This is a genomic window from Streptomyces sp. NPDC048504 (assembly GCF_043200035.1).
GTDB lineage: Bacteria > Actinomycetota > Actinomycetes > Streptomycetales > Streptomycetaceae > Streptomyces.
Genome location: NZ_JBICXA010000010.1, coordinates 316779 through 340381, shown reverse-complemented (window position 1 = coordinate 340381; position 23603 = coordinate 316779). Strand labels below are relative to the sequence as shown.

At 71.1% G+C, this 23603-nt stretch carries 21 protein-coding genes; 12 read left to right on the top strand and 9 right to left on the bottom strand.

All coding sequences use genetic code 11. From position 1 onward, the window contains the following. Positions 1-36: 36 nt before the first annotated feature. Both ACGFY9_RS26095 and ligD read right to left on the bottom strand, forming a co-directional pair. On the bottom strand, positions 37-966 hold the full coding sequence (locus tag ACGFY9_RS26095; RefSeq protein ID WP_393757933.1) for an ornithine cyclodeaminase family protein: 930 nt from the start codon (positions 964-966) through the stop codon (positions 37-39). A 4-nt stretch (positions 967-970) separates the two neighbouring features. Then, positions 971-2062 carry a non-homologous end-joining DNA ligase gene (gene ligD, locus ACGFY9_RS26090; RefSeq protein ID WP_393757931.1) on the bottom strand — a complete coding sequence of 364 codons (1092 nt, stop codon included), beginning with the start codon at positions 2060-2062 and terminating at the stop codon, positions 971-973. A 75-nt stretch (positions 2063-2137) separates the two neighbouring features. Between ligD and ACGFY9_RS26085 the strand changes: the two genes are divergently transcribed. Next, complete coding sequence (locus ACGFY9_RS26085) at positions 2138-3217, top strand: ATP-dependent DNA ligase (protein WP_393757929.1); 1080 nt, start codon at positions 2138-2140, stop codon at positions 3215-3217. Between the two features lie 126 nt (positions 3218-3343). Next, positions 3344-4348 carry a DUF3048 domain-containing protein gene (locus ACGFY9_RS26080; RefSeq protein ID WP_393757927.1) on the top strand — a complete coding sequence of 335 codons (1005 nt, stop codon included), beginning with the start codon at positions 3344-3346 and terminating at the stop codon, positions 4346-4348. Positions 4349-4355: 7 nt separating this feature from the next. On the opposite strand, the gene ACGFY9_RS26075 is transcribed toward ACGFY9_RS26080, so the two are convergent. Continuing rightward, entirely contained in the window at positions 4356-4820 is a 465-nt protein-coding gene (locus tag ACGFY9_RS26075; protein ID WP_393757925.1) for a MarR family winged helix-turn-helix transcriptional regulator, read from the bottom strand. 222 nt (positions 4821-5042) lie between these two features. Between ACGFY9_RS26075 and ACGFY9_RS26070 the strand changes: the two genes are divergently transcribed. From ACGFY9_RS26070 to pcaD, 7 genes are read left to right on the top strand one after another with little or no spacing between them, the layout of a single operon-like run. Then, the gene (locus ACGFY9_RS26070) at positions 5043-5798 is read left to right on the top strand and encodes a CoA transferase subunit A (RefSeq protein ID WP_393757923.1); all 756 of its coding nucleotides are present in this window, start codon (positions 5043-5045) and stop codon (positions 5796-5798) included. Beyond that, entirely contained in the window at positions 5798-6442 is a 645-nt protein-coding gene (locus ACGFY9_RS26065; protein WP_026150726.1) for a CoA transferase subunit B, read from the top strand. The genes ACGFY9_RS26070 and ACGFY9_RS26065 overlap by 1 nt, the downstream gene beginning before the upstream one ends. Further along, positions 6439-7641, top strand: coding sequence for a thiolase family protein (locus ACGFY9_RS26060; RefSeq protein ID WP_393757921.1), 1203 nt, complete (start codon positions 6439-6441; stop codon positions 7639-7641). Before ACGFY9_RS26065 ends, ACGFY9_RS26060 begins: the two co-directional genes overlap by 4 nt. 23 nt (positions 7642-7664) lie before the next feature. After that, positions 7665-8438, top strand: coding sequence for a protocatechuate 3,4-dioxygenase subunit beta (gene pcaH / locus ACGFY9_RS26055; protein ID WP_393757919.1), 774 nt, complete (start codon positions 7665-7667; stop codon positions 8436-8438). A gap of 6 nt (positions 8439-8444) precedes the next feature. Continuing rightward, positions 8445-9050, top strand: coding sequence for a protocatechuate 3,4-dioxygenase subunit alpha (pcaG, locus tag ACGFY9_RS26050; protein WP_393757917.1), 606 nt, complete (start codon positions 8445-8447; stop codon positions 9048-9050). Next, entirely contained in the window at positions 9047-10384 is a 1338-nt protein-coding gene (pcaB, locus tag ACGFY9_RS26045) for a 3-carboxy-cis,cis-muconate cycloisomerase (protein ID WP_393757915.1), read from the top strand. The genes pcaG and pcaB overlap by 4 nt, the downstream gene beginning before the upstream one ends. Beyond that, positions 10381-11499, top strand: coding sequence for a 3-oxoadipate enol-lactonase (pcaD, locus tag ACGFY9_RS26040; RefSeq protein ID WP_393757914.1), 1119 nt, complete (start codon positions 10381-10383; stop codon positions 11497-11499). Before pcaB ends, pcaD begins: the two co-directional genes overlap by 4 nt. Before the next feature lie 185 nt (positions 11500-11684). On the opposite strand, the gene ACGFY9_RS26035 is transcribed toward pcaD, so the two are convergent. After that, positions 11685-14369 carry an ATP-binding protein gene (locus tag ACGFY9_RS26035; RefSeq protein WP_393757912.1) on the bottom strand — a complete coding sequence of 895 codons (2685 nt, stop codon included), beginning with the start codon at positions 14367-14369 and terminating at the stop codon, positions 11685-11687. A 343-nt stretch (positions 14370-14712) separates the two neighbouring features. On the opposite strand from ACGFY9_RS26035, the gene ACGFY9_RS26030 reads away from it, so the two are divergent. After that, positions 14713-15750 carry a DUF2510 domain-containing protein gene (locus ACGFY9_RS26030; protein WP_393757910.1) on the top strand — a complete coding sequence of 346 codons (1038 nt, stop codon included), beginning with the start codon at positions 14713-14715 and terminating at the stop codon, positions 15748-15750. A 146-nt stretch (positions 15751-15896) separates the two neighbouring features. Here ACGFY9_RS26030 and ACGFY9_RS26025 read toward each other — a convergent pair whose 3' ends face one another. After that, on the bottom strand, positions 15897-16511 hold the full coding sequence (locus ACGFY9_RS26025) for a TetR/AcrR family transcriptional regulator C-terminal ligand-binding domain-containing protein (RefSeq protein WP_393757908.1): 615 nt from the start codon (positions 16509-16511) through the stop codon (positions 15897-15899). A gap of 223 nt (positions 16512-16734) precedes the next feature. Between ACGFY9_RS26025 and ACGFY9_RS26020 the strand changes: the two genes are divergently transcribed. Together ACGFY9_RS26020 and ACGFY9_RS26015 are read left to right on the top strand one after the other, a co-directional pair. After that, complete coding sequence (locus ACGFY9_RS26020) at positions 16735-17532, top strand: phosphatase PAP2 family protein (RefSeq protein ID WP_393757906.1); 798 nt, start codon at positions 16735-16737, stop codon at positions 17530-17532. After that, positions 17529-18494 carry a hypothetical protein gene (locus ACGFY9_RS26015; RefSeq protein WP_393757904.1) on the top strand — a complete coding sequence of 322 codons (966 nt, stop codon included), beginning with the start codon at positions 17529-17531 and terminating at the stop codon, positions 18492-18494. The genes ACGFY9_RS26020 and ACGFY9_RS26015 overlap by 4 nt, the downstream gene beginning before the upstream one ends. 6 nt (positions 18495-18500) lie before the next feature. Here the strand turns inward: ACGFY9_RS26015 and ACGFY9_RS26010 are convergent, their stop codons facing one another. From ACGFY9_RS26010 to ACGFY9_RS25995, 4 genes are all read right to left on the bottom strand, one after another. Then, entirely contained in the window at positions 18501-19346 is an 846-nt protein-coding gene (locus tag ACGFY9_RS26010; protein ID WP_393757903.1) for a phospholipid scramblase-related protein, read from the bottom strand. 52 nt (positions 19347-19398) lie between these two features. Further along, on the bottom strand, positions 19399-21453 hold the full coding sequence (locus tag ACGFY9_RS26005) for a phosphocholine-specific phospholipase C (RefSeq protein ID WP_393757901.1): 2055 nt from the start codon (positions 21451-21453) through the stop codon (positions 19399-19401). A 144-nt stretch (positions 21454-21597) separates the two neighbouring features. Continuing rightward, a complete protein-coding gene (locus ACGFY9_RS26000) occupies positions 21598-22839 on the bottom strand; it encodes an ABC transporter permease (protein WP_393757899.1) in 1242 nt (413 codons plus the stop codon). Beyond that, on the bottom strand, positions 22836-23603 hold the full coding sequence (locus ACGFY9_RS25995; RefSeq protein WP_393758000.1) for an ABC transporter ATP-binding protein: 768 nt from the start codon (positions 23601-23603) through the stop codon (positions 22836-22838). Before ACGFY9_RS25995 ends, ACGFY9_RS26000 begins: the two co-directional genes overlap by 4 nt.

Genomic DNA, 23603 nt, shown 5'->3' with positions numbered 1-23603 from the left:
CCACCGGCACTCACCTCCGCAGTCCCACCCGCGCCCTCACCCCAACAGATCCACCCGTCGCCCCACCCCGTCCCGCTCCGCCCGCTCATACGCCAGCCACGCCAGCGCCAGGTCCTGCCACGGCAGCCCGACCGGGGCGTAGACCGAACGCGCACCGGCATCGGTCCGCCCCGGATGGTCGCCGCGCAGTACGTCGCCGAGCGTCGTGTCGATGTCCGTCGAGGTCAACACGCCCACGGACTCGACCAGTTGGCGGTCGTCGACCACGACCAACGCCGCGTCCAGCAGGTCGGCGGCGAGTTCCCGCTTTCCCGGCTCGTCGGCGCCCAGGCTGGTGAGGTGCTGTCCCTCCCGGGTGTCCGCGAGGGACAGCAGCGGGGTGCGGGACCAGGTGGCCAGCAGGACGATGTCGGCGGCCGCGGCGATCTCCTTCGGCGAGCCCAGCACCCGGCCGCCGTGTCGGGCGGCGAACTCGGTCGCCCGGTCCAAGTCCGTGTCGTGGACGAGGAGTTCGCCGTGCGGCCGGAGCGCGCCCAGGCCCCGCACCATCAACTCGGCCTGCGCGCCCGAGCCGATGACCCCGATCACCGCATCCTCCGCCGCCCCCGCGAGGGCATACGTGCCCAGGGCGGCCGCGAGCCCCGTGCGCCACGCGGTCACCGTCGCCGAGTCCAGCAGGGCGAGCAACTCGCCGTCCACGCCGCTGTGCAGGCACAGCACGCCCCTCAACGCGGGCCGTGCGTCGGGGAACTTGGCGTTGACCTTCACGGTGTAGGCCTCGATGCCGGGCAGCAGTCCGGGCAGCAGGGCGGTGGCCGTTCCGGGGAACGGCAGGTCGGTGCGCACCCGTTGGCCCGGGATCGCCACCGGGGCCCCTACGGCGAGGAAGCCGGCCCGCAGCGCGGCGAGGCAGGCCGAGGGGTCCAACAGGGCGCCCAGGTCGCTCCGGGTCAGCAGGCGAGTCATGCGTTCATGATCCGTCAGAAGCGGAGTCGGGGGCGGAGTCGGCGGAGGCACCGGTCGCGGAGTCGGCGGCGGAATCTGCGGCCGCGGCGGCCTTCTTCGCCCGGCTCGGCTGCACCCTCTTCGGCTCCCCCGGCATCTTCGGGTACTCCGGCGGATAGGGCAGATCGCCCAGCCCGTGGTCGTGTTCGTCGCGGCGGGCGAGTTCGAGGAGGGCGTCAAGGGAGTAGCGGTGGTCGTCCATGTCGGCGTGCACGTCGCCGAGTTCGGCGAAACGGGCCGGCATGGTCGCGAGGTCGAAGTCCCGGGGGTGCGCGACGGGGACCTCGTCCCAGCGCAGGGGGGCCGAGACGGGGGCGTGCGGGCGGGGTCGTACGGAATAGGCGGAGGCGATGGTGCGGTCGCGGGCGGTCTGGTTGTAGTCGACGAAGATGCGCTCGCCGCGCTCCTCCTTCCACCACTTGACCGTCACCTGGTCCGGCATCCGGCGGGCCAGCTCGCGGCCGACCGCGATGGCCGCGCGGCGGACCTGGGTGAAGGTCCAGCGCGGTTCGATCGGCACGAAGACGTGCAGGCCGCGTCCGCCGGAGGTCTTGGGGAAGCCCTTCAGGCCGCCGAACTCGTCGAGTACGGCGCGGAGTTCGTGGGCGGCGCGGACCGCGTCGTCGTAGTCGGTGCCGGGCTGCGGGTCGAGGTCGATGCGGAGTTCGTCGGGGCTGTCGACGTCGTCGCGGCGGACCGGCCAAGGGTGGAAGGTGAGCGTGCCGTACTGGGCGGCCCACAGGACGGCGGCCTGCTCGGTGGGGCACATCTCGTCGGCGCTGCGTCCGCTGGGGAAGGTGATGTGGGCGGTCGGGATCCAGTCGGGCATGTTCTTGGGCGCCCGTTTCTGGAAGAAGTTCTCGCCCTCGACCCCGTCCGGATAGCGCTCCAGGGTGGTGGGTCGGTCGCGCAGTGCCCGGAGGATTCCGGGGCCGACCGCGATGTAGTACCGGGCGAGGTCCAGCTTGGTGAAGCCGCGCTCCGGGAAGAAGATCTTGCCTGGGCTGGACAGCCGTACGGTCCGGCCGCCCGCCTCCAGTTCCACCGCTTCGCCCATGCGAGCCACCGTAGGCCCGGCGCACAGACCTCGCACACCGGGCGGCGAGCGACGGACGAGCGCAGAATCGGGAGCATGGATCTGCCGGTGATGCCGCCCGTGAAGCCCATGCTCGCCAAGTCGGTGGCGAGGATTCCGCCGGGCATGCACTACGAGGCGAAGTGGGACGGCTTCCGGGCGATCGTGTTCCGTGACGGCGGAGAGGTCGAGCTGGGCAGCCGTACCGGAAAGCCGCTGACCAGGTATTTTCCCGAACTGGTCGAGGCGCTGACGGAGCGCGTCCCGGAGCGGTGCGTGCTGGACGGCGAGATCGTGATCGCCCGGGACGGACGGCTCGACTTCGACGCGCTGAGCGAGCGCATCCACCCGGCCGAGTCGCGGGTGCGGACGCTGGCCGAGCGGACCCCGGCCTCGTTCGTCGCCTTCGACCTGCTGGCCCTGGCCGACGAGTCACTGCTGGACGTCCCGCTCGGCGACCGTCGGGCGCTCCTCGAACGGGCACTTTCCGGCGCGACCGCACCCGTGCATCTGGCGCCCGCGACCACCGACATCGAGGTGGCGCGGCGGTGGTTCGAGCAGTACGAAGGCGCCGGGCTCGACGGTGTCGTGGCCAAGCCGCTGGACCTGCGCTACCGCCAGGACGAGCGCGCCATGTTCAAGATCAAGCACGAACGGACCGCGGACGCCGTCGTCGCGGGCTACCGCCTCCACAAGAGCGGCCCCGTCGTGGGCTCGCTCCTTCTCGGCCTCTACGACGATCAGGGCGCCCTGCAACACGTGGGAGTGTCCGCCGCCTTCACCATGAAGCGGCGCGCCGAGCTCATCGAGGAACTCGCGCCGCTGCGCATGAACGACCCGACCGGGCATCCCTGGGCGGCCTGGGCGGAGGAGGCCGCGCACGAGTCGGCCCGGCTGCCGGGCGCCCCGAGCCGCTGGTCCGGCAAGAAGGACCTCTCCTGGGTGCCGCTCAGACCGGAGCGGGTGGCCGAGGTGGCGTACGACCACATGGAGAACGGCGCGCGCTTCCGGCACACGGCGCGTTTCCGCCGCTGGCGCCCCGACCGCACGCCCGAGAGCTGCACGTACGCACAACTGGAGGAGCCGGTCCGCTACGACCTCGCGGAGATCCTCGGCCCGCAGGATCCGCCGGACTGACCCCTTCCGCATCTCGCAGTGGGCCGATCGGCGCAATCAGCGCGCACAATCACAACCAAACGGGTATGGCCATCAATGAACTTATAAGCGCACAATCGAAAACACAGACTGGTGGCCACGGTGGGCATGGGACAAAGGGCGCCTCGGCGGCGCGGCGCGACAAGAGCGGCGCTGCTGGCCGCCACGATGACGGCCTCCCTGGCGGTGGGCTGCACGGCACATCACGGCAGCTCCGCCGACGACGGGCGCGGACAGAGCCGGCCCCCAACGCAGACCCCGGCCCAGAGCCCGAGCGCTGACGGCACGGCCGCGCCCGCCGCCGGTCCACTGCTCGCGGTGAAGATCGACAATGTGCCCGCGGCCCGCCCCCAGACCGGTCTGGACTCGGCGGACATCGTGTACGCGGAGCAGGTGGAGGGCGGGCTGAGCCGGCTGATGGCGGTGTTCGCCACCAAGCTGCCCAAGTCCGTCGGCCCGGTCCGCAGCGCCCGCGTCTCCGACCTGGAACTGCTGCGCCAGTTCGACGACCCGACGCTCGCCTTCTCCGGTGCCCAGCACAAACTCCTCCCGCTGATCGCCAAGGCCCCGCTGCGATCGGCGTCGCCCGACGAGGTGTCCGGTGCCTACTACCGGGGCGTCGACAAGTCCGCCCCGCACAACCTCTACCTCCGCCCGGGCAAGCTGCTCTCCTCCGCCCCGGGTGCGGCGGCCCTGACGACCGGCTTCCACTACGGCGCGGCCCCTACGGGCGGCAAGCCCACCGCCTCCCGTACCGTGCGCTACCCGGCGGCCCGCTTCACCTTCACCTGGTCCGGGAGCAAGCACCGCTGGCAGGTCAGCGAGGACGGCACGCCCACCGTGTTGACCAGCGGCAAGCGGCTGGCTCCGGCGACGGTCGTCGTGCAGTACGTGAAGATCCGCAAGTCCAAGTACCACGACGTCCTCGGCAACAACACGCCCTACACGGAGACCGTCGGCTCCGGGAAGGCGGACGTCCTCCGTGACGGCCGTACCTTCAGCGTCAACTGGAAGCGGCAGAAGGCCACGGACGGAACGGAGTTCACGACGCCGGACGGAACACCGGTGAACTTCGCGAAGGGCCAGGTCTGGGTGGTGTTCGCGAAGGCGTGACGCGGGCTCATCTGTGGGCCGCGAGGGGCTCCCCTGGATTGCGGAGCCCCTCCGCCGCGTCCGAGACCCGTTGGATGAGGTCGAAGAAGACGGTCTGTTCCTCGGCGGAGAGCGGAGCCAGGAAGACCTGGTTCATCCGAGCCGTACGCACGACCAGCTTGCGGTGCACCCGCGTGCCGTCGCCGGTGAGCCGCAGCAGAAAACGCCGGCCGTCCTGCGGATCACGCACCTTGTCGAGCAACCCGCGCCTGATCAGCCGGCTGATCACCTCCGCGATGGTCGACCGGTCCAGGCCCACCCGCTCCCCCACCGTGCGCTGGTCGAGCCCGGGCTCGTCGGCGAGCGCGTTGAGCACCGCGAACTGCGGGGAGGTGATCTCCTCGGAGACCATGGTGTTCCACAGCAGATAGTGCGCCTGCTGGAGTCGCCGGGCGAGGTGCCCGGGGTGGGTGGTGAGGTCCACCGCGGCCATGTGCCCTCCTGACGTCATATTCATCCGTGCACTGAACGATACCTGGAGGCTCTGAGGGTGAGCCCAGTCTCGTGCGGCGACAGGTCTCCGCACTTGACCTCGCACGTCTCCCAGGTCTTGACGGCGGGCCCCCGCGGTGACAGCGTGAAGGAAACTTCACCGAAATGCTCAGTGCCCTGATTACCTGCTGACCGGGCGCTCGAACGGGACGGAGCTTCACGGATGGACAAGGTGGTCGCCACAGCCGACGAGGCCGTGGCCGATGTGCCGGACGGAGCAACGCTCTCCGTCGGCGGCTTCGGGCTGAGCGGTGTGCCGAACGTGCTGATCCAGGCCCTGTACGAGCGCGGTACGACCGGCCTCGGCGTGGTCTCCAACAACTGCGGGGCCATGGAGTCCGGCCTCGCCGTCCTCCTCTCCGCCGGGCGGATCGCGCGGGTGACCGGCTCCTACATCGGCGCCAACAAGGAGTTCGCCCGCCAGTACCTCGCCGGCGAACTGGAGGTCGAGATGATCCCTCAGGGCACCCTCGCGGAGCGGCTGCGCGCGGGCGGTGCGGGGATTCCCGCCTTCTACACCCCGGCAGGGGTCGGCACCCAGGTCGCCGAGGGCGGACTGCCCTGGCGCTACGACGGCTCCGGCGGCGTCACGCTCGCCTCGCCGCCGAAGGAGGTGCGGGAGTTCGACGGCACCGAGTACGTCCTGGAGCGCGGCATCCGCACCGACTTCGCCCTGGTCCGCGCCGCGAAGGGCGACCGGCACGGCAACCTCGTCTTCAACAAGTCCACCCGGAACTTCAACCCCCTCGCGGCGATGGCGGGCAAGGTGACCATCGCCGAGGTGGAGGAGCTGGTCGAGCCCGGCGAGATCGACCCGGACGCGGTGCACCTGCCCGGGATCTTCGTGCAGCGGGTGGTGGCCCTCACCCCCGAGCAGGCCGCCGACAAGCGGATCGAGCAGCGGACGGTGAGCAGCTGATGGCCTGGACACGCGAGGAGATGGCGGCCCGCGCGGCCCGCGAACTCCAGGACGGGCAGTACGTCAATCTCGGCATCGGGCTGCCGACCCTGATCCCCAACTACCTCCCGCCGGGCGTCGAGGTGATCCTGGAGTCGGAGAACGGCATCCTGGGCACCGGCCCGTACCCCACCGAGGACCAGGTCGACCCGGATCTCATCAACGCCGGCAAGGAGACCGTGACGGTCCTGCCGGGTGCCTCCTTCTTCGACTCGGCGCTCTCCTTCGGGATGATCCGGGGCGGGCACATAGACGTCGCCGTGCTGGGCGCGATGCAGGTGTCGGCGGGCGGTGACCTGGCGAACTGGGCGATCCCCGGCAAGATGATCACCGGGATCGGCGGGGCGATGGACCTCGTGCACGGCGCTCGCACAGTCATCGTCGTCATGACCCATGTGGCCAAGGACGGCTCCCCGAAGATCCTCGCGGAGTGCGCGCTGCCGCTCACAGGCAAGGCGTGTGTGAACCGAGTCATCACCGATCTCGGCGTGATCGACGTGTCACCCGAAGGTCTCGTGTTGATCGAGACCGCGCCCGGTGTGAGTGTCGAGGAGATCGTCGCCAAGACCGACGCGAAACTCACCGTCACGGAAGGCCTGCTGTGAACCCGGTTTACATCGTCGACGCCGTCCGCACCCCCATCGGCAGGTACAGCGGAGGGCTCGCCTCCGTCCGCCCCGACGACCTCGCCGCCCACGCCCTCCGCGAACTCCTCGCCCGCACCCCCGACTTGGACCCCTCCCACATCGAGGATGTCTACTTCGGCAACGCCAACGGCGCCGGCGAGGAGAACCGCAACGTGGGTCGCATGGCCGGCCTCCTCGCGGGCCTGCCCACCTCCGTACCGGGCGTGACGGTCAACCGGCTCTGCGCGTCCGGCCTCGAAGCGGTCATCCAGGCGGCCCGCGCGATCGCGGTCGGGGACGCCTCCATCGCCGTGGCGGGCGGGGTGGAGTCGATGACCCGGGCGCCGTACGTGCTGCCGAAGTCGGACCGGCCGTTCCCCGCCGGGCACACCGAGTTGTACTCGACCACGCTCGGCTGGCGCATGGTCAACCCGGCCATGAACCCGGAGTGGACCATCCCGCTCGGCGAGAGCGCGGAGCTGATCGCCGACAAGCACAAGATCAGCCGCGAGCAGCAGGACGAGTTCGCGCTCTCCAGTCACCGGAAGGCGGCCGAGGCGCAGGCCGCGGGGCTCTTCGACGGCGAGATCGCACCCGTGCCGATCCCGCAGCGCAAGGGCGACCCGGTCGTCTTCGGCGCGGACGAGTCCGTACGGGCGGACGCCTCCCTCGCCGCGATGGCCAAGCTCAAGCCGTCCTTCCGCACCGAGAACGGGACAGTGACCGCGGGCAACGCGTCGCCGCTCAACGACGGTGCCGCGGCACTGTTGTTGGTGGACGAGGAAGGGCTCAAGGCGACCGGCCGTCAGCCTCTCGCCCGCGTCTCCGCGACCGGTGTCTCGGCGATCGACCCGCAGTACTTCGGACTCGCCCCCGTCGAGGCGGTCAACCGCGCACTCACCAGGGCGGGCAAAGGATTTGACGACCTGTCAGTCCTGGAACTGAACGAGGCCTTCGCCGCGCAGGTGCTCGGATGTGTCGCCGAGTGGCCGGAGTTCGACCCGGCGATCCTCAATCCCCAGGGCGGTGCCATCGCGCTGGGCCACCCCCTCGGCGCCTCCGGTGCCCGGCTCGCCGGCACCGTCGCCCACCAACTCGCCCGCAAGGGCACGGGAGTTGGTGTCGCCACCCTCTGCATCGGCGTGGGCCAGGGCCTGGCCCTCGTCCTCGAACGGTAGGAACTCGAACGGCAGGAACCCCCATGGCTCTCACCCAGCACGACATCGACCTCGAAATAGCGGCCGAGCACGCCACGTACGAGAAGCGGGTCGCCGACGGCGCGCCGGTCGAGCACCACCCGCGCCGCGACTACGCCCCGTACCGTTCCTCGCTGCTGCGCCACCCGAAACAGCCGCCGGTCACCATCGACGTCTCGAAGGACCCGGAGCTGGTGGAGCTGGCCTCCCCCGCCTTCGGCCAACGGGACATCACGGAGATCGACAACGACCTGACCCGGCAGCACAACGGGGAGCCGATCGGTGAGCGGATCACCGTCTCCGGGCGGCTGTTGGACCGGTCCGGGCGGCCGGTCCGCGGTCAGCTGGTCGAGATCTGGCAGGCGAACTCGGCCGGCCGCTACGCGCACCAGCGCGAGCAGCACGACGCTCCGCTGGACCCCAACTTCACCGGTTTCGGGCGCACGTTGACCGACGACGAGGGCAACTACCGCTTCACGACGGTCCAGCCGGGCCCCTACCCCTGGCGCAACCACGTCAACGCCTGGCGCCCGGCACACATCCACTTCTCGATGTTCGGCACGGCGTTCACCCAACGGCTCGTGACGCAGATGTACTTCCCGAGCGACCCGCTGTTCCCGTACGACCCGATCATCCAGTCGGTGACGGACGACGCGGCCCGGCAGCGCCTCGTCGCGACGTACGACCACAGCCTGTCGGTGCCCGAGTTCTCGATGGGCTACCACTGGGACATCGTGCTCGACGGCCCGCACGCCACCTGGATCGAAGAAGGACGCTGACCCGCCATGACGAAGATCGACACGAGCCGCCCGGAGTCCGTGCTGCCGACCCCGTCGCACACGGTCGGCCCGTTCTACGGCTACGCGCTGCCGTTCCCCGGCGGCGGTGACATCGCGCCCGTCGGGCACCCGGACACGATCACCGTCCAGGGGTACGTCTACGACGGCGAGGGCAATCCGCTGCCGGACGCCTTCGTCGAGCTGTGGGGGCCCGACCCCGAGGGCAACGTCTCCACGACCGACGGCTCGATCCGGCGCGACCCGGCCGGCGGCGGCTATCTCGGCCGCAACGGCGTCGAGTTCACCGGCTGGGGCCGCGTCCAGACCGACGCCAACGGTCACTGGTACGCGCGGACGCTACGACCGGGCGCGCGCGGCCGGAACGCCCCGTACCTCAGCGCGTGCGTCTTCGCGCGCGGACTGCTGGTGCACCTCTTCACCCGGATCTACCTGCCGGGCGACGACCCCGCCCTCGCCGCGGACCCGCTGCTGTCCGGGCTGGACCCGGCGCGGCGCGACACGCTGATCGCGCAGGACGGCGGCAGGGGCACATACCGTTTCGACATCCGCCTTCAGGGCGAAGGCGAAACGGTCTTCCTGGAGTTCCAGTGACTGCTGCCGACCCGTCGGACGCCGGCCTGCTCGCCCCCGGGTGGGCCGGCTCCCACGCCGCGTCCGCGACGAGCGACACCGCGTATCTACGGGCCCTGCTCGACGCGGAGTCCGCACTCACCCGCGCCCAGGCCACCTTGGGTCTCGCACCCGCCGAGGCGGCGACGGCGGTGACGGCCGCGGCCGACGCGAACCGCTTCGACGTACGGTCCCTCGCGGAACGGTCCAAGGCCGGCGGGAACCCGGTGATCCCGCTGGTCGCGGATCTGACGAAGGCGGTCGGCGGGGAGTACGGCCCGTACGTCCACCGGGGCGCGACCAGCCAGGACATCATGGACACGGCGACGATGCTGGTCGCGTCCCGCACCCTGGACCTGGTCCTGACCGACCTGGCCCGCACGGAGCACGCGCTGGCCCAACTGGCGACCGCCCACCGCGACACCGCGATGCCGGGCCGGACCCTCACCCAGCACGCCGTACCGACGACGTTCGGACTGAAGGCCGCCGGATGGCGGTCGCTGGTGCTCGACGCGCGGGACAGGGCGCGTGCCGTCCGGGACGGGCTGCCTGTCCAACTCGGGGGCGCGGCAGGCACGTTGGCCGCCTTCACGGCGTACGGCGCCGAGGACGCGCTCGCGCTGCCGGACGCGTACGCCCGCGAACTCGGCCTGACGGCACCGCTGTTGCCCTGGCACACACTCCGGACGCCGGTCGCCGATCTCGCCGGGTGCCTGGGCTTCGCGGCGGGCGCGCTGGGCAAGGTCGCCGCCGACGTCCTCGTCCTGTGCCGTACGGAGATCGCCGAGGTCTCCGAGGGCAGCGGCGGCGGTTCGTCGGCCATGCCGCACAAGGCGAATCCCGTACGGTCCACGCTGATCGCCGCCGCCGCGCGCCGGGCACCGCAGCTCGCGGCCGTCCTCTACGGCTCGCTGGTCGCCGAGGACGAGCGGCCGGCCGGGGCCTGGCACGCCGAGTGGGAGCCGTTGCGGGAGCTGCTACGGCTGGTCGGCGGGGCGGCTCGCGCTGCCGCCGAGCTGACCGAGGGGCTGCGCGTGCATCCGGACGTGATGCGTGAACACCTGGATCTCACCCATGGGTTGATCGTCTCCGAGCGGCTGTCGGCCGAGCTGACACCGCTGCTGGGCCGGGCCCGGGCGAAGGAACTGCTCACGGAGGTAGCCCGGCGGGCGTACTCCGAGGGCCGTCCGCTGGCCGAACTGCTCGCCGGGGCACCGGAGTTGAAGGACGACCTCGACCTCTCCGCGCTGACCGACCCCGCCCGCTATACGGGTTCCGCCGGAGCCCTCACCGACCGCGCGTTGGAGCGACGTTGACCGAGAAACTCCTCAACTTCCGTGCCGAGGGCCCCGATTCCGCTCCCCCGCTGCTGCTCGGGCCCTCGCTGGGCACGTCGTACGCCCTGTGGGACAAGGTCGCGCCCGAACTGTCCGTCACCCACCGGGTGATCCGCTGGGACCTGCCCGGGCACGGTGGCTCGGCGCCCGGGTTGATCGGTCCCGGGGCGACCGTCGGAGACCTCGCCGCCCTGGTGCTCGCGCTCGCCGACTCCCTCGGGATCGAGCAATTCGCCTACGCGGGGGTGTCGTTGGGCGGTGCGGTCGGTCTGCACCTGGCCGTCCATCACCCCGGGCGGATCGCGTCGCTCGCCGTCATCTGCTCCTCGGCGCACTTCAACGGGGCGAAGCCATGGGAGGAACGGGCCGCGCGGGTACGGAGCGAGGGGGTGGGCTGGCTGGTGGAGAGCGCCGACTCCCGTTGGTTCACGCCCGGGTTCACCGTCCCGGAGCTGGTGGCCGACCAGGGCGCCGCCGACCCGGCCGCGTACGCCGCGTGCTGTGACGCGCTGGCCGCGTACGACCTGCGCGAGCGGCTTCCCGAGATCGGCGCGCGGACACTGGTGATCGCCGGTCGCGAGGACCCGGCGACCCCGCCCGCGCATCTGCGGGAGATCGCGGACGCGGTACCGGGCTCGGCCCTCGTGGAGATCCCGGGCGCCTCGCACCTCGCCCCCGCGCAGTGCCCGGAGGCGGTCCTCACGGCGCTGCGCGCGCACCTCGGCGGGAGTGCGCGGCGGGGGATGGAGGTACGGCGTGAGGTGCTCGGTGACGCCCACGTGGACCGGGCGCAGGCTCGGCAGACTCCGTTCACCGCGCGGTTCCAGGACTTCATCTCACGGTACGCGTGGGGGGAGATCTGGACCGATCCGACGTTGTCGCGGCGCGAGCGCAGCATGATCACACTCACCGCCTTGATCGCACATGGGCATGACGACGAGTTGGCCATGCATGTTCGGGCTGCTCGGCGGAATGGGCTCACGGCGGAGGAGATCGGGGCCGTGCTGTTGCAGAGTGCGGTGTATTGCGGGGTGCCTGCGGCCAACTCGGCGTTCGCTGTGGCGCAGCGGGTGTTGGACGAAGAGGGCGACTAAGGGGGCGGGGCGGCTCGTTGTGTGTCGACTGCGGCTGCGTCGTGGCTGGTCGCGCAGTTCCCCGCGCCCCTAAAGACACGGGCGCGCAGGTCCCCGCGCCCCTAAAGACGCGGGCTGGCCTGCGCTTTTAAGGGGCGCGGGGAACTGCGCGACCAGCCCCCACCGGCCCGCAGCCGAACAACAACTCACCGCAACCCCCTCCCCGTCTCCAACACCTCCCGAGCCTGATTCACCAAGCCGTCCGCCCCGCACGAACGCGCGAGCGTGAGGCCCCTGTTGATCTCCGCCACAGACCGCGCAGCGATCCCGTACTCGACCCGCGCCGCCGCATGCTCGTACTGACACGGCGAGGACTCCAGATAAGCAACGGCCTGCGCCGCGAGGCGCACTGCCCGCTGCCCCGTTTCCAGCGAAGCGGCACAGCGCAGGGCCTCGCCGATCGCCGTGTCCGTGCCGAAGTGTTCGGCCTGCCGGCGGGCGTCGGAGGCGAGCTGGGCCGCGCGGGTCGGGTCCTCGACGGCGAGGGCGCGGGCGAGGTCGACGGCCCAGGGGACGAGGACCGGGTTGTGGTGGCCGCGCAGGGTCGCCGCTTTCGCGGCCTGTTCCAGTTCGTTGATGCCGTCCTTCGTGCGGCCGACGGCGAGCAGCAGCCGGCCGCGTACGCAGCGCGGGTCGGGCAGCACGATGGTGGACGGGTACGGCGGTGCGAAGCCGTACTGTTCGGCGGTCGCCCAGGCCTCCTCGACATGGCCGCGGGCGAGCAGCGTGTCGACCAGGTTGCAGGTGGCCGACCAGTACAGGGGCAGTCCGCGGCCGACGCGCTCGGCGAGGCGGAGGGACTCGCGCAGCGAGGTCTCCGCGTCGCGGAGGCGGCCGCGCCTGCGGTGGCCGAGGCCGATGTAGGCGTGCGCCAGGGAGAGGTGGCCGCCGCTCCAGCCCGCAGACACGTAGGCGCGCAGGGCCTCGTTGTACAGGCTCTCCGCGCGGTCCAGGCGGTCGGTGTAGGCGTACGCGCTGGCGAGCATCATGAGGATCTCGATGCCCCACTCGGTGTCGGTCCAGCCGAGTCCGGGGGCGAGCCGTCCGTTGACGAGGGCGCGGTCGCAGACCTCGGCGACCTCCTCGGCGTTCTCGCCGTGGGTCATGGCGTCGAAGCCGCGCAGGATCAGCAGGGCCCGCTCGGAGTTGTCCCGGCCGGTGCAGGTGCCGGCGAGTGCGGCGAGCCGCTCGGAGCGTCCCGGGGAGATGCCCTCGCCCGCGTGGATGCCCTCCCACATGAACTGCACGGCCTGGAGCCGCATCCGGGCGGCGCCCGGTTCGTACCGGACGGCCTCCGCCTCGACGGTGCGGACGGCCTCCTCCAGTTGGTTGTTGTGGATCAGCGCCTGGGACAGCCGGAAAACGGCGTCCACGCGTGCGTGCCCGTCGAGGCCGGGCATGCCGAGGGCGGTCTGGAGGTGGCCGATGGTGGTGGCGGGCGCGGTGAGCAGGGTGGCGCAGCCCAGTTCGAAGAGCACGTGCGCGTGGGTCTCGGCGAGCGGCGGCTCCAGGAGAGCGCGCTCCAGACAGCGGCGGGCCGCGTCGGGGGCACCGATGGAGAGGTGTTCGCGGGCCGCCTCGCGCAGCTGCTCGACGAGTTCCTGGTCGTCGTCCGGGTGCACCTTGAGGAGGTGCCGTGAGGCGGAGGCCGCGCCGAGCCCGGAGTCGGTGACGACCTGCGCGGCGATGCCGTGCATGGCCGTGCGCACACCGCCCGGGATGGAGTCGTAGACGGCGCTGGCGATCAGCGGGTGGACGAACTCCAGCTCACCCGCGCCGGCTTGGGACGCGGCGGGGTCGGGTGCAGTGAGGATGCGGGCGGTGCGGAGCAGCTCGGCGCAGCGGCCCGCCTCGTCGCGGCTCATGGTGGCCAGCTTGGCGACCAGGCCCACGGAGATGCCGGTGCCGAGGATGGCGGCGGCCCAGGCGAACCGGGTGGCTTCGAAGCCCAGGTCGTCCAGGCGGGCGACCAGTCCGCCGCCGCGCGCGGAGCGGTTGAGTTCGCGCAGTTCGGTGGCCGCGTCCTCGACGGGTTCGAGGCCGCTGTCCTGCACCTTGGCGAGGAGTTCGACGGTCTCGTACGGGTTGCCGTCGGTGACCGCCCACACCTCGCGGCAGAACGCGCCGTCGGCGTGCGGGCCGAGGGTCGCGCGGGTGAGGCCCGCGGTGGCCCTCGGGGTGAGGGATTCCAGCACGGTGACCGGCGGGCCGGCCGCGGCAGCGATCGCGTCCAGGTAACGGGCGCTCTCGCCGCTGACCTCGCCGGGCCTGCGGGCGACCACGAGCAGGACGGACAGGTCGTCGAGGCGTTCGGCGAACGCGGCGAGCCAGCGCAGGGTCTCCTGGTCGGCCCAGTGGGCGTCGTCGACGATCAGGACCAGCGGCCAGTCGCGCTTGGCGAGCCGGCGCACCGCGGCGACCAGTCCGTCGCACACGCCCTGCGGGTCGGGCTGCCGCTCGCCGGGTTCGGTGACGCCGAGAGCGGGGCCCGCGATGTCGTACCAGTCGCCGAGGTACTCGCGGATCTCCTCGGGCATCAGCGAGATCAGGGCGGGCTGCAGCAACTGCCGTACGACGTTGAAGGGGACGGACTTGAGGGTCTCGCCGCCGCGGGCCTGCCAGACCGCGCAGCCGCGTGCCTCGGCGATACGGCGGGTCTCGGCCAGGAGCGCGGTCTTGCCGAACCCTGCCTCGCCGCGGACCATCAGCAGGCTGCCCGTGGACGACTCGTCGGCGCGCAGACGGTCGATCGCCTCCGCCACACCGGCGACCTCCTCGTCGCGCTCCCACAGGGAGGCCGAGGCGGCCTCCGGAGGCCGTTCCTCCGTCATCCCGATACCTCCCCAGTAGCCCGAACGACGTACAGCTCTTGAGCGTAGCCGTCCGGATGACGAAGTGGAGGCCGGTCCGGGGAGCTGTTGCCGCATCGGGTGACGGCTGGACTCACAGGCATGACGAGCAGTCACAAGGCGTCGAAACAAAGCCACTTCCGGTCAATCCCGTAACACTCCGGAGCATCGCCCACCAAGCCTGTGACTCAGCTCAAATCCGTGGTGGCCAGGCCCTGGGCGGTCACCCACCGGAAGGTGATCGAGTCACGCCCGCCGCCCGGGCGGGGGCGCTGCGGCCGGGTCCTCTCATCCCCCTTTCACCGACGCCTCATACGGTAGGGGCATGACGCAGGTGACTCCCCCCGGGTGGTACCCCGATCCCGGACAGACGAATGACGGTCCCGCCGCCGAGCGCTGGTGGGACGGCAAGGCATGGACGGACCGCACTCGGCCCGCCGGGTCGGGCGCCGAATGGGGTCCCCCGACGGAGCCGCCGTACGGCGGTGCGTACCCGGCGTATCCCGCCGCGCCCCCGGCCGCGCCGCGCCGCAATCTGCGCACGGGCATAGCCGTGGCGGTGGCCGTGGCGGTCCTCACGGCCATCGGTGTCGGTGCCTACGCGCTGTCCGACAACGGCAGCGGGAACGGAACCCAGGCCGGCAACCAGCAGGCGCCGAACGGGCAGGGCGGCGTCGGCGGCCAGGGCGGTCCCGAGGGGCAGGGCGGCACGGGCGGTTCCGGTGGCACCGGCGGGCAGACCGATCCCTTCGGCGGGTCCGGCGGGACGGGTGGTTCCGGTGGGACCGGTGGTGCGACGCCCGCTCCCAGCCAGTCGGCGGAGCCGAAGGTCAAGGCCGGCGGCACCGTGATCGACTCGCTCGACGGCATCAGCTTCACCGTGCCGTCCGACTGGTACGGCCAGGTCATCCAGGTCGGCGCATCGGTCACGTCGAACACGTCCTACAAGTGCCCCGGCAACACCTCCCAGACCTGCACCAACGGCGGGGCGTACTCGGCCCCCGCGGTGGTGCTGGGCACGGCGGGCACAACGGCGGAGGAGGTCGCGAAGGCGGACATAGCCGCCAACGCCAAGGAGTCCTACGGCGGCACGAGCTACGGCAGCATCACCTCGCACAAGGTGCTCGCCTCCAAGGCCGTGACCGTGGCCGGACAGAAGGGCTACCTGGTCCGCTGGCAGGCGGTCACCAGCAAGGGCGCCGACGGCTATGTCGAGTCGCTCGCGTTCCCGTCGCCGGCCAGCGCCAAGCAGATCGTCGTGGTCCGCTTCGGCGTCGACGTCGGCCAGAAGCAGTCCGTCATCGACGAGATCACCTCGGGCATCAAGGTGGCCTCGGGCGGCGGCGACGGCCAGACGATCTGACACACCCCGCACACCAGTCGGCCGGGTGGGGCGCCTCTCCGCTCAAGAGGAACCCCACCCGGCCGGGGGGTGCGCGCCGCCCCCGTCCCCACGGTGCGGCGCGATCAGGTCACCGTCCAGTCATCCCATGGACGGCGGCCTGGTTCTCAGGTGAGGCCGAGTGCGGGCAGCACCGCAGCCTCCACGAATCTGACCAAGTAGTCGGGGTCGGCGTAACAGCCCTCCAGGACCGGACGGGCCCGCAGGACGCCGAAGATCTGGGCGGGGACGTACGGCAGAGCCGGATGGTCGGCCGGGATCTCGCCGCGTTCCACACCGCGGCGCAGGATGTCCTCCAGCGCGGCGATCTCGGGATGCACGAGCGCCTCGCGTACCGCTTGGGCGAGTTCGCTGTCCTGGATGACGGCGTGGCCGAGCGCCGAGACGAGTTTCGTGTCCTTCGCCGACCAGGCGCCCGCCGCCCGCGCGGCCTGGCGCAGGTCCTCCGCGAGCGATCCCGTGTCGATGCCGGTGAAGTGCACCCGGCGGTTGGCGCGCAGCGCGGCGGCGACGAACTGGGGCTTGGTCCCCCACTGCCGGTACAGCGTGGACTTGCTGCACCGGGTGCTGCTGGCCACGCCGTCCATGCTGACGGAGTCGTAGCCGCATTCTCTGATCTGTTCGAGCACGGCGTCGAAGAACTCCCGCTCACGCTCAGGCGTGATCTTGGAGCGGCGCGAGGCGGTGACCGTGTCCGGTCCGTCCTCAGCCTGCGACGTCATGGCTCGTCTCCTCGCTCGTCCGCGGACTCGGGGCCCGCTCTCCAGTGTGTCTCGTTTCGCTATCGATACGCCAGTGTACCGGTACTCCGCCGTATCGGTACACGCGCGTATCGGTACACTGTCGTATCGGAACGAACTCGTACCGATGAATTCGGTCCGCCGGAAGGGTCACAAACCCAGCCAGCACCACCACACGCACCACCGTCAGCGAAGGGGCCGGGGGATGAATGCCCGAACCGAGCCTGCAGAGAAGGGGTCCAGCGCGATAGCGCGGCCCCCTCTCGTCCGTGAGCTCCTGCTCGTCGCAGGGCTCTTCCTCGTCTACAAGTTCGGCCGCCAGCTGGCGACGGGCCACACCGGTGAGGCCCTGCACAACGCCCGCCACGTGTGGGACCTGGAACGGACGCTGCATCTCCCGGGCGAGGGCTCGGTGCAGTCGGTGCTGCTGCACAGCGACACCCTCGTGCACATCGCGAACACCTTCTACGCGACCGTCCACTTCCCGGCCACCGTGGCCTTCCTGGTCTGGCTGTACCTGCGGCGCCCCGCGCACTACGTCTGGGCCCGCCGGGTCCTCGCGACGGTGACATCCGCCGCTCTGGTGCTGCCCTTCGTGTTCCCCCTCGCACCCCCGCGCATGCTGGCCGCGACGGGCCTGGTCGACACCGCCAAGGTCTACGGCCCCTCGGTGTACGGCCCGCCGACCAGCGACCACCTCTCGAACCAGTTCGCGGCGATGCCCTCGCTGCACTTCGGCTGGGCCCTGATGGTGGCGATCGGCCTGATCGTCGCGACCCGCTCGCGCCGGCGCTGGCTGTGGCTGCTGCACCCGCTGGTCACGCTGATCGTGATCGTGGGCACGGCGAACCACTACTGGCTCGACGCGATCGTGGCCACCGCCATGCTCGGCATCACCCTCGCGCTGATCCATCCGCCGCACCGGACGGCGACGACGGCCGGCCGTGGTCAGGCCCAACTCGTCCCCGAAGAACAGCCGGTCCTCGTCGGAGCCGGCCGATGAACGCCACCCTCGTCGCCGTCGTCCTGTCCCTCTTCTCGGCCGTCGCCTACGCGGCCGCGGCCGTGGCCCAGGAACGGCTGGCCTCCCGCAACTCCGACGCGGGCATGCTCCGACTGCTCGCCACCGGATCCTGGTGGTGGACGGTCGTCCTCAACGCGTCGGCCGCGCTGCTGCACGTCGTGGCCCTCAAGTACGGCCCGCTGACCGTCGTACAACCGCTGGGAGCTCTCACCCTCGTCGCCGCGGTACCGATGGGCGCACGCGTGGCCGGCCGTCGGGTCACCACGGTCGAGTGGCGCGGCACCGCCCTCACCCTGCTCGGCCTGTCCGCCCTGCTGGTCACGGCGTCGGGCCCGCAGCCCGACCAAGTGCTCACCGTTCCCCAGGCGTTGGCGGTCGCGGGCACGACGTCCGCCCTCATCGGCCTGCTGGCCCGCCGCGGCGCGAAGCCCGGTCTACGGCATGCCTCGGCGTCCGGTGTCGCCTCGGGTGTGGCCTCCGCGCTCACGCAGACCGTGACGGTCGCGGCGACGGACCGTTCGGGCCCGCTGCTGAGCATGCAGGTGGTCGGAGTCGCCCTGCTGGTCGCGGTGTTCGCGGCGGGCGGGCTGCTGCTCTCGCAGACCGCCTACCGGGGCGGCCTCGGCGCCCCGCTCGCGGTGGTGACCCTGGCGAACCCGGTGGCCGCCGCCGCTATCGGCCTCGCGCTGCTGGGCGAACGCCTCCAGGGCGGCGCGGCCGGCATCCTCCTCGCCCTGGCGGGAGCCGGAATCGCGTCCTGGGGTGTGGTCCTGCTGACCCGGGTGACACCCGCCGTACCGCTGACGCACGAGTACGACGACCACGATCACCCCGTGGCCGCCGTCCTGGCACTGGAGCCTCAATCGGCTTCGGCCGAACCGGCGTTGCTGCCCCGGCAGCCGGACCGGAAGTCCACGCCGGGGCATCTCACCGCACTGTGATCAGGGTCAGCCGAGGCCGCGCGAGTCCTGCTTGAGCGCGGTGTCCACGGTCAGGGCCGCCGACACCACCAGGCTCAACAGGGGCTCGGGCAGCTGGTAGTGGATCTGCAGGACGTAGTTGTCCGCGGTGGTGAACATCGTCTTGGCGAGGCCTTCCCAGGTCTTGGTGATCCGGGCGACCTCGTTGTCCGCGTGGTCGACGATCGCGAAGTTCCACGCCCGCCAGTTCTCCGCCTTGATCGCGCCGATCTGCTGACCGTTGGCGTTCAGCGCGAAGTTGATCTTCCCGATCATGTTCTGCTGCACGATCTCGCCCACCGGTGAGCCGTCCGGACGGGACACGATCACCTTGGACTTCATGATCTTCGCCGGCCGGGTCAGCACCAACTGCGGCTGCCCGTAGGCGTCCCGGATCTCCAGCCGGTGGGTCATGAACTGGTCGAGGCTGGAGACGAACCGCAGCGCCTTCTTCAGCGTGCTCTGGCCGACCTCGTCGACCGAGCCGATCACATTGCCGTTCTGATCCATGACCTTGTACTCGTTGGTCAGCTCGATCAGCTTGGCCTTCTGGTTCACCACGAGCACCGGCTCGGTGAACAGACTTCCGCCGCCGGGGCCGCCCCCGGCGACCCCGGCCTGCTGCTGCACCTGCTGCTGCACCTCGCGCTGGGCCCGCGGATCCGGCCCCGCCTGCTGCTGCGGCACGGCCTGCGGCTGCTGCTGGGCAGCCTGGCCCTGCTGGTCCGCGTTGGTGTGCTCGGTCCACTTCACGCCGTCCCAGTACCGGAGGGTCTGGGGTGCTCCGTGCGGATCCGGGTACCAGCCTGCAGGTGTGTTCGAATGCGTGGTCACCGGGGCACACTACCGCGAGTGCCCCGGAAAACAACCGGTCTCACAAAGCCCCTCAAGCGGTCGCGATCGCCGGGTCGCTGACCCCCGGCCGGCCGTTCTCGACATGTCCGGCGAATCGCCGCAGGAACGCCGCGTCGCCGTCGGAAGTGACCGTCAGGTCGTACCACCGCTTGCTCGCGCCCAGGTCGACGGTGTGCCGTACGGTGGCGCCCGCCCGCACCTTGAAGGTCTGGGAACGGCCGCCGTAGCCGTTGGCGACCTTCAACTGCACTGTCCCGGAGCCCTTGTTGGTGAAGGTCAGCTCGACGTCGTCGCCGCAGTTCCGCGCGGTGACCTCGGGTCCGGCGGTCTTGCCCGGGCCCTTGAAGACGCGCAGGAAGCCGTTCGGGCCGTGCACGGTCAGGTCGTACGAGCCGTTCGAGTACGCCGAGTTCCAGGCGTCCGAGACGGACTTGCCGGCCTCGGTGGTGTAACTCCAGGGCCCGTCCGTTCGGTTGGCCGAGGTCACGAGGAAGTTGGCGCCGGCCTTCGCGCCGGAGGCGAAGGTGAGCGTGAACTTCCCGGCCGCCGTGTCGGCCGAACCGTCCACCGTGGCCGCGTACTTGAGCGGCCGGGCCGGGCGCAGTCCGCGTTCCTGCTTGGGCAGCACCGGGTTGGCGGGCGGGGTCGGCACGTAGTCCGGGTGACGGTTCTTGTCCGGCGGCTGGTAGCCGTCGGTGTCCGGCAGCGGGACCTTCTTGACGTCCTTGTGGGAGAAGTCGAAGGCGCCGGTCAGGTCGCCGCAGATCGCGCGCCGCCACGGCGAGATGTTGGGCTCGTGGACACCGAAGCGGGTCTCCATGAAGCGGATGACCGAGGTGTGGTCGAAGGTCTCCGAGCAGACGTAACCGCCCTTGCTCCAGGGCGAGACGACGATCATCGGCACGCGCTGGCCCAGTCCGTAGGGACCGGCCGGGTGGCTGGCGTCGCCCTTGAAGAGGTCGGGGCCGACGTCGACGGTCGACTTGCCCTGCGCGGCCGAGCCCGGCGCGAACGGCGGGAGCAGGTGGTCGAAGAAGCCGTCGTTCTCGTCGTACGTGATGAACAGGGCCGTCTTCGCCCAGACCGTCGGGTCGGAGGTCAGCGCGTCCAGGACCTGGGCGACGTACCAAGCGCCGTAGTTCGCGGGCCAGTTGGGGTGCTCGGTGAAGGCCTCGGGGGCGACGATCCAGGAGATCTTCGGCAGCTTGCCGCCCTTGACGTCGGCCTTCAGCTGGTCGAAGAAGCCCTCACCCTTGCGGGCGTCGGTGCCGGTGCGGGCCTTGTCGTAGAGCGGGTCGCCGGGCTGGGCGTTCTGGAACTGCTTGAAGTACAGCAGCGAGTTGTCGCCGTAGTTGCCGCGGTACGCGTCCTGGATCCAGCCCCAACTGCCGTTCGCGTCGAGACCGTCGCCGACGTCCTGGTAGATCTTCCAGGAGACCCCGGCCTTCTCCAGACGCTCGGGGTACGTCGTCCAGCTGTAGCCGGCCTCGTCGTTGCCGAGGACCGGGCCGCCGCCGACGCCGTCGTTGCCGGTGTAACCCGTCCACATGTAGTAGCGGTTCGGGTCGGTCGAGCCGATGAACGAGCAGTGGTACGCGTCGCAGATCGTGAAGGAGTCGGCGAGCGCGTAGTGGAACGGGATGTCCTCACGGGTGAGGTACGCCATCGTCGTGGAGCCTTTGGACGGCACCCACTTGTCGTACTTGCCACCGTCGAACGCGGCGTGCCCGTCGTTCCAGCCGTGCGGGAGGTCCTGGATGAACTGCAGGCCCAGATCGTCGGCCTCGGGGCGGAAGGGGAGGATGTCCTTCGTGCCGTCCGACTGGTACCAGACCGGTTTTCCGTCCTGCCGGGTCACGACCGGACGCGGGTCGCCAAAGCCCCGGACGCCTCTGAGCGAGCCGAAGTAGTGGTCGAAGGACCGGTTCTCCTGCATCAGGACGACGATGTGCTCGACGTCCTCGATGCTCCCGGAACGGTGGTTCGCCGGGAGCGCGGCGGCACGCTCGATGCTGTTCGACAGTGCCGTGAAGGCCGTGGTGGCCCCCGCGAGCTGGAGAAAACGACGCCTGTTGACTTCGGACATGGGTGAGGCACCTCTCATCCTGACGCGCGGCCGGCCGGAACATGGCGAAATGCGCGCGGTGCGAGTGTTCCAAGAGCAACAAACGTCAGGGAAGGGTCTGGTGGCGCCTGTGTGAAACTCGCCCGTACGTGCGGGGGCGGAGCGTCACGTGGTGGCGAGGGCCTCCGTCGGGGTGAGGCGGGAGGCCCTGATGGAGGGGTAGACGCCGGCGGCCATGCCGATCAGGACGGCGCCGCCGAAGCCGCCGGCCACCGCCGGCAGCGGGATCACCGGCGGCCAGCCCTGGTAGGCGGAGTAGCCGACGGTCGCCAGGACGCCGAGGACGGTTCCGGCCAGGCCGCCGAGGCAGGACAGGGCCACCGACTCGGTGAGGAACTGCCCGCGGATCTGGCCCTTGTTGGCGCCCAGTGCCCGCCGCAGTCCGATCTCCTTGCGGCGTTCGAGAACCGAGATGACCATGGTGTTGGCCACCCCGATCCCGCCCACCAGGAGGGCCACCCCGGCCAGCCCGAGGAAGAGCGCGGAGAACGTCGTCTGCGTGGCGCGTTTCGCGGCGAGGGCGTCGGAGGGACGGCTGACCTGCACCATGCCGGGGAGTTCGGGGTAGATGGTCGGGGCGAGCACATTGCGGACGGCGTCGATGCCGTCCTCCCGGGCCTTGACGTAGATGACGGTCGGGTGGCCGGTGAAGCCCAGCTGGGTGCGCGCGGCCTCCCAGCCGACCAGGACCGCGCGGTCGATGTCGGGCGAGAGCGGAGTCTGCGCGAGGACGCCGATGACCGTGAACCAGCGGTGGTCGATGTAGATCTGCGGAGCGGCCTGCCCCGGCTCCACTTTCGCGATGCCCATCCGGGTGGCGGCCACCGAGCCGAGCACGGCCGTGGGGAACCGGTCGGTGGACGCGCTGAGGAAACGCCCCGACCGGACCTCGGCGTTGATCGCCCGCAGCAGGTTCGTCCTGCTGGCCAGCACGGCAAGACCCGCGTAGTCGTCGGCGTCGACGCGGTCGTTGCGGAACACCTCGGCGTGGGTGTTGGCGACCGCGCTGGCCACCGTGACCGGGCCGATGCGGCGGACCATGTCCACGGACTGGGGCGGCAGTTGGACCGGTGGTGTCTGGTTGGGCACGGGGACGGCCTGGAGCATGTTGGTGCCCAGTGCGGAGAGCTGGTTCATCAGCGCCTTCTGGCTGGACGCCGGAATTCCGGTCACCACGATCATCGTGGCGATGCCGATCGAGATGCCGAGCGCGGACAGTGCCGCCCGCATCCGGCGGGTGTGGATGCCGAGCAGCCCCAGGCGCAGGATGTCCAGCGGGGCCAGCCGTACCGGCCTGGTGTCGGCGACGGCCAGGGCGGCGGTCGGCTTCGGTGCGGTGGTGGTCATGACCGGCGTTCCCCATGGAGGTCGGTGAAGGTGTCCCTGCGGATGGCGAGGGTGTCGTCGGTGAGTTCGGCCATGTCTGTGGCCTGGGTGTCCTCGCCGGAGCCGGAACCGGAGCCGGAGTCCTCGCCGCGGACGTCGGCGACGAGCCGGCCGTCGAGGATCTCCACCCTGCGGGGCAGCCGTGCCGCGATGTCCCGGTCGTGGGTGATGATCGCGATGGTGGTGCCCTCGTCGTTCAGAGCGGTCAACAGCTCCAGTACGGCACGGCCGTTGGCGGTGTCCAGCGCGCCGGTGGGCTCGTCCGCGAGGACCAGGGCCGGGCGGTTGACCAACGCCCGCGCGATGGCGACCCGTTGGCGTTCGCCGCCGGAGAGCTGGTTCGGCAGATGCCCGGCGCGGCGCGCCAGACCGACCCGGGCCAGTGCCTCCCGGGCCAGCGGAACGCGCTGTCGGCGCGGAACTCCCGCGTAGAGCAGGCCGGTTGCGACGTTCTCGGCGGCGGTCAGTCCGTCGGTGAGGTGGAACTGCTGGAACACGAAGCCGAGTTGGCGTCCGCGCAGCGCGGAGAGTCTGCGGTCGGAGAGGGTCGCGACGTCGTGGCCGCCGATCTCGACGGTGCCGCTGGTCGGCCGGTCCAGGGTGCCCATGATGTTCAGCAGGGTCGACTTGCCGGACCCGGACGGGCCGACGATGGCGAGGAGTTCGCCCTCCTCGATGGCGAGCGAGACACCGTCCAGGGCCTTCACCCCGCCGGGATACTCCAT